Origin of the sequence: Sphingobium sp., from assembly GCF_033795625.1 — a bacterium.
Classification (GTDB): Bacteria; Pseudomonadota; Alphaproteobacteria; order Sphingomonadales; family Sphingomonadaceae; genus Sphingobium.
On sequence record NZ_JARYGI010000072.1, the window covers coordinates 1 to 5,000 of the forward strand.

At 64.2% G+C, this 5,000-nt stretch carries 3 protein-coding genes and 2 pseudogenes; 1 reads left to right on the top strand and 4 read right to left on the bottom strand.

What is annotated here, in order from left to right; genetic code table 11:
- Nucleotides 1–37: 37 nt before the first annotated feature.
- The 3 genes and pseudogenes from QHC67_RS18455 to QHC67_RS18465 all read right to left on the bottom strand — a co-directional run.
- A pseudogene (locus tag QHC67_RS18455) lies at nt 38–274 on the bottom strand (transposase zinc-binding domain-containing protein); the annotation flags it as partial.
- 9 nt (nt 275–283) lie between these two features.
- Nucleotides 284–1,153: a tyrosine-type recombinase/integrase gene (locus QHC67_RS18460; RefSeq protein WP_319296601.1), complete on the bottom strand. Its 870-nt coding sequence runs from the start codon at nt 1,151–1,153 to the stop codon at nt 284–286.
- A 283-nt stretch (nt 1,154–1,436) separates the two neighbouring features.
- Complete coding sequence (locus QHC67_RS18465) at nt 1,437–1,862, bottom strand: Rrf2 family transcriptional regulator (protein WP_024018143.1); 426 nt, start codon at nt 1,860–1,862, stop codon at nt 1,437–1,439.
- 115 nt (nt 1,863–1,977) lie between these two features.
- Between QHC67_RS18465 and QHC67_RS18470 the strand changes: the two genes are divergently transcribed.
- Nucleotides 1,978–2,337 (top strand): group III truncated hemoglobin, encoded by a 360-nt coding sequence (locus QHC67_RS18470; RefSeq protein WP_319296604.1) that lies wholly within the window; start codon nt 1,978–1,980, stop codon nt 2,335–2,337.
- Here the strand turns inward: QHC67_RS18470 and QHC67_RS18475 are convergent.
- A pseudogene (locus QHC67_RS18475) lies at nt 2,334–4,928 on the bottom strand (Tn3 family transposase); the annotation flags it as partial. The gene QHC67_RS18470 and the pseudogene QHC67_RS18475 overlap by 4 nt on opposite strands.
- Between the last annotated feature and the right edge of the window lie 72 nt (nt 4,929–5,000).

A 5,000-nucleotide genomic window follows, 5' to 3' on the forward strand; every position in this document is an offset into this window, starting at 1 on the left:
ACATATGATCGCAATCGATCCGATCAAATTATCCTCTCAGCCTCTTGCAAGAGGGAGCCGTCCACATATGCCGGTTGCGGCAGGAGTTGTAGGCGACCCGGCTGTGCGCGCAGTCCTCGCACGCCTCGACGTGTCCGCCGAGCGCCGCGGTCCGGCAGAGCTCGATCGCCGACATGACGCGGCGCTCCACGCGGCCGATATGGCCGCCGTGGGCACGACGAAAAGCAGGACCATGCCGGCGGAAGATATCCGCCACCTCCAGATCAGGACGCATCGCCCCGGCTCAGGCGGGCGGCACCACCTCAAGTGTCAAACGGTCGAGCGGGCTCTGCGCCGAGGCGATCGTCGTCGTGGCAACCTGGGTATAGCGCGCCGTGGTCGACAGGCTGTTGTGCCCCAGCAATACCTGAATGATGCGGATATCGACGCCGCTTTCCAACAGGTGGGTGGCGAAGCTGTGGCGCAGCGTGTGCACGCTGACCTTTTTGGTCAATCCCGCCGCCTTGGTGGCTGACCGGCAGGCCGAATGGAGCACGGTCACGTCGATCGGCCTCTCGCCCCGGCCGGGAAACAACCAGTCGGCCGGGCGCGTCAGGCGCCAATACGTCCGCAGGATCGCGAGCAGTTGGGCCGAGAGCATCACCGTGCGATCCTTGGCACCCTTGCCGTGGCGAACCTGCAGCAGCATCCGATCGCTGTCGATATCGTTGACCTTCAAGCTCACCGCCTCTGATACGCGCAGTCCTGCGGCATAGGCAGTGGTCAGCGCGGCACGCGACTTCAAGGACGGCACCGCCTCAAGAAAGCGCACCACCTCGTCAGGGCTCAAGATCGCCGGCAACTTGCGAGGCGTGCGCGCATAGGCAATCCGTTCAGGTATCTCGCCCCGGTTCAGCGTCACGCCGTAGAAAAAGCGCAATGCGCACACGGTCTGGTTCAGCGACGGCCAGGAAATCCCCCGCGACACGAGATAGACCTGAAATGCTCGGACATCCTCGAGCCCAAGTCGATCCGGTGAGCGTCCGAAGTAGCGGCTGAACTTCGTGACGGCGTGAAGGTAGGACCGCTGGGTGGCCGGCGACAAGTTGCGCAACATCATATCGTCGATCATACGGCGGCGCAGCGGGCTCACCGCTATCGTGGTATCAGCCATGGGATGGTCTCCTGGTCAGGGGTTGGTCTCAGCAACCAAACCTTCCCATCAGGAGGCCATTCCAGCCAACACCTACGCCAGTCCCGCGTCAGCGGGTTCGTTCAATCCCGCAACCGATTCAAATCAGCCAGGACAGACTCTAGGCGCTGCGCACCTGGGTAACGGCGTCGGCCGGGTTTCGTTTCAGCTTGACCGAAGTATTGAAACTCCAAAACGGTGATCGGCGAGCCATCTTCTCCCTCACAACGATAGCGCGCGCATTCCTCCTCCATCGGCAGAGCCTCTATGCCGCTTCGGGTGCAAAGAGACTGAGCATATCGACCCGCCTCGCCAACAGGTCGTCGAGCGTGTAGCTGTCGAGCACGGCCATGAATGCGGCAAGCGCCTCGCGAAGAACGCCCGTCGCTCCGCACGCCGGCGCGATGATGCAGCTTCCGCAATCGACCAGATCGAACCCATCCTCCGTGTGCCGCACGACCGATCCGATGATAATCTCACCCGGCGGTCGCGCGAGGCGAATTCCGCCAAGACGCCCCCGAGCGCTCGCCACAAAGCCCGCTTTTCCGAGGTCGTGAACCACCTTCATCAAATGGTTTTGCGAGATCGCATAGGCACCCGCCATCTCGGAAATCGAGCATAGCCGATCAGGCCGCGCTCCAAGGTAAAGCAGCACCCTAAGGGCATAGTCGGTGTAGCGCGTCAGCTTCATGTCGCTTCCCGGTCACAGCGCCCAATCGACGCTGCACTAATATATATGCATTCTTGTTGCATGTTTCCAACCCGGTGATACATGTAGCGTAGATACATGATTTCGGAGTCGGTCAATGGATGACGATACGCAGGTTGACGAGGAAGGGCTAAGCCGTCTCGTGACGCTGTTCTATGCGCGGGTCCGCGAGGATGCCGAGCTGGGGCCGATCTTCAACGACGCGATCGCCGATTGGCCGGAACATCTCGAAAAGCTGGCGGCATTCTGGTCATCGGTGATGCTCACCAGTGGTCGATACAAGGGTCAACCGGTGCCGGCTCATTTGAAGCACAAATCACGAATTACGCCGGCGCTATTCGACCGATGGCTAACGCTTTGGGCTGAGGCGACCAACGAAATGATGTCGCCCGAAGCCGCCGCCGCTTTGCAAGCGAAAGCGGGGGCCGGTGAGAGAATGTTCGAAAACGTACGCTAAGCATCCCGACCGTTCCGATGGAGGCGGAGCGGCCTGAACCGCTCGCGGGGCTTGTCCATCTCGCTCCACAGATAGTCGCCAGTGAGGCCGATATGCTCCCAGCCCAATGGCGCGACATGGGCAAGCAGTTCGTCCAGCACCTCGACACCGCTGGCGCGCAAATGCCGGACGGCGCGGTCGAGATAGACGGTGTTCCAGAGCGTGACGGCCGCGGTGAGCAGGGTCAGGCCAGAGGCACGATGGCGCTGGTTCTCGAAGGTGCGGTCGCGCAGTTCGCCGAGGCGGTTGAAGAAGATGGCGCGGGCGAGCGCGTTGCGGGCCTCACCCTTGTTGAGGATGCTGCCGGTGCGACGCCGCTGTTCGGGATCGTCGAACCAGTCGAGCATGAACAGTGTGCGCTCAATCCGCCCGATCTCACGCAGCGCGCGGGCGACGGGGTTTTGACGCGGGAAACCCGCCAGCTTGCGCAGCATGACCGAGGCACTGACGGTGCCGGCGCGGATCGAGGCGGCGAGCCGCAGCGTCTCGTCCCAATCCTCTTCGATCGCGCGAACGTTGACCGGGCCCGCGACAAGTTGGCGCAGCGTCGGCCAAGGATCGAGCGACGACAGGCTATACAGGCGGCGTTCGTTGAGGTCGCGAATACGCGGTGCGAAGCGGAAGCCGAGCAGATGGCACAAGCCGAAGACATGATCGACCGCCCCGGCGGTATCGGTCGCATGTTCGCGGATCACCAGTTCACTCTCATGATCGAGCAGGCCGTCGAGGACATGCGCGGCCTCACCAGCATTGGCGGCTATGACCTTGGTATGGAACGGCGTGAAGCGGTCGGTGACGTGGGTGTAGAACAGCACGCCGGGTTCGCTGCCGTAGCGGGCGTTGCGATCGGCGCGCGCCTCGCCCTGACCGCCGGCGCGGAAGAACTGCCCGTCCGAGGACGATGTGTCGCCCGGTCCCCAGACCTGGGCGAGCGGATGCGCGGTGTGGCAGTCTACGATCGCCGCCAGCGCCGACAGATAGGTTTCGTCGCGCACATGCCATTCCGCAGTCCAGCGCAGGCGTGACAATGTCAGCCCACGCGAGCTTTCCGCCATGCGCCCGAGGCCGAGATTGGTCGCATCGGCGAGGATCGACCCCATCAGCGCGGACTGGTCAGAGGCCGGCTCGCCACTGCGGGCATGAACGAAACGGTCGGCAAAGCCCGACCACGCGGCGACCTCAACCAGCAGGTCCGTAATGCGGACACGCGGCAGCATCGCGTAGAGCCGGGCCTTCAGCGCCTCGGCATCGTCGGACGGAGATCGCCGGATCGGCGAGATCAACAACTGCCCGCGCTCGATCGTTACGTCGACCAGTTCGCCGGCCGCGGCTGCGCGCTCCACCTCGGTCATGCGCTGGGTCAGCATCGCGCGCCGTTCCTCATACCATTGAGAAAAACGGGACGGCACGGCGAGGCGCAGATCGCTATCGGTGCGCATCGTCTCAAAGGCGGGCACCGGCAGCAGGTAATCGTCCAGCGTGCGATAGGCGCGGCTGCCATCTACCCAGATGCTGCCTGATCCGAGCCGTTCGCGCAGGTGGACGATCACCGCGATCTCATAGGCGCGGCGGTCGATTGTCCCTTCGGCCGGCTGCACGACCTTGTGCCAGCGTGGCTTGATGAAGCTGGTCGGCACACGCTTCGGCAGGACCGATCGGCCGTCGCGGTACATCGTTCGCAGCGCCTCGATCGCGCCGAGCAGCGGATCGCCCGATCTCGCGGTCCGGAAGGTGAAGGCGGCGAGGAAGGTCGGGGCGAACCGCCGCACGGCAGGGTAGCGTTCGACCACTTCCTCCAGACCGTCATCGGCCGCACGCGTCAGATCCTCGGCGAAGCGGATGCTGCGTTCGAGCTGATCCCAGCCCACCCGGTCATCGATCGTGCGAAAGGCGTCGCGTCCGCTCGCGCGTGCATCGACCAGCAAGCGGCCGAGCCGGACATGAAAGCGCGCCGTGTCTTTCAGCATCCGTGCCTGCCCGAGCAGCCGGTCGGACCGGGTACGGTCGGCGCGGCGGAACAGCGCCCCCACCATCTTCTCGACCATGACCAAGGCGGCATCGGTCAGCGCCGCCTCCATCTCGATCATGGAGGCGACCAGCATCGCGAGTCGGCGCGGGCGTTCGAGACGCCGGAGGTGTTGCGCAGTGACGATGCCGGCGGTCCGGGCGATGACGGCATAGCGGGCGGCATGGATACGTCGTGCCCGATCGGTTGCGATCCCGATGCCGCGCACCGCGTCGAGCCGTTCGACGATCCCCTTCAGGTTCGACGCCGATGGCGCTTCCGGCCATTCGCGTAGCCATCCCAGACGGGTGCGACCATTGTCATCGGATGCGATCAGGCGTTCGAGTGCCGCTTCCTGATCGGCCGAGCAATCGCGGATCAGTCCGGCATGGGCGGCCTTGCGTGCATGGGCCCGCACGATGAGGGCGAGCCGTTCCAGCGTCGATGCCGCAGGCAGAACAATCCGGTCGAGCCGCAGGCGATTGACCATGCCGGCGACGATCGCCTCGCCCCGATCGGTCGAGGTGGCGATCTCTGATCCCAGGGCTCTGTTGCAAAGATTGGCGGCAGTCAGAGGTAGGCTGTCGCTCTGCGCCGATCAGGCGGCTGCTGCGAAATG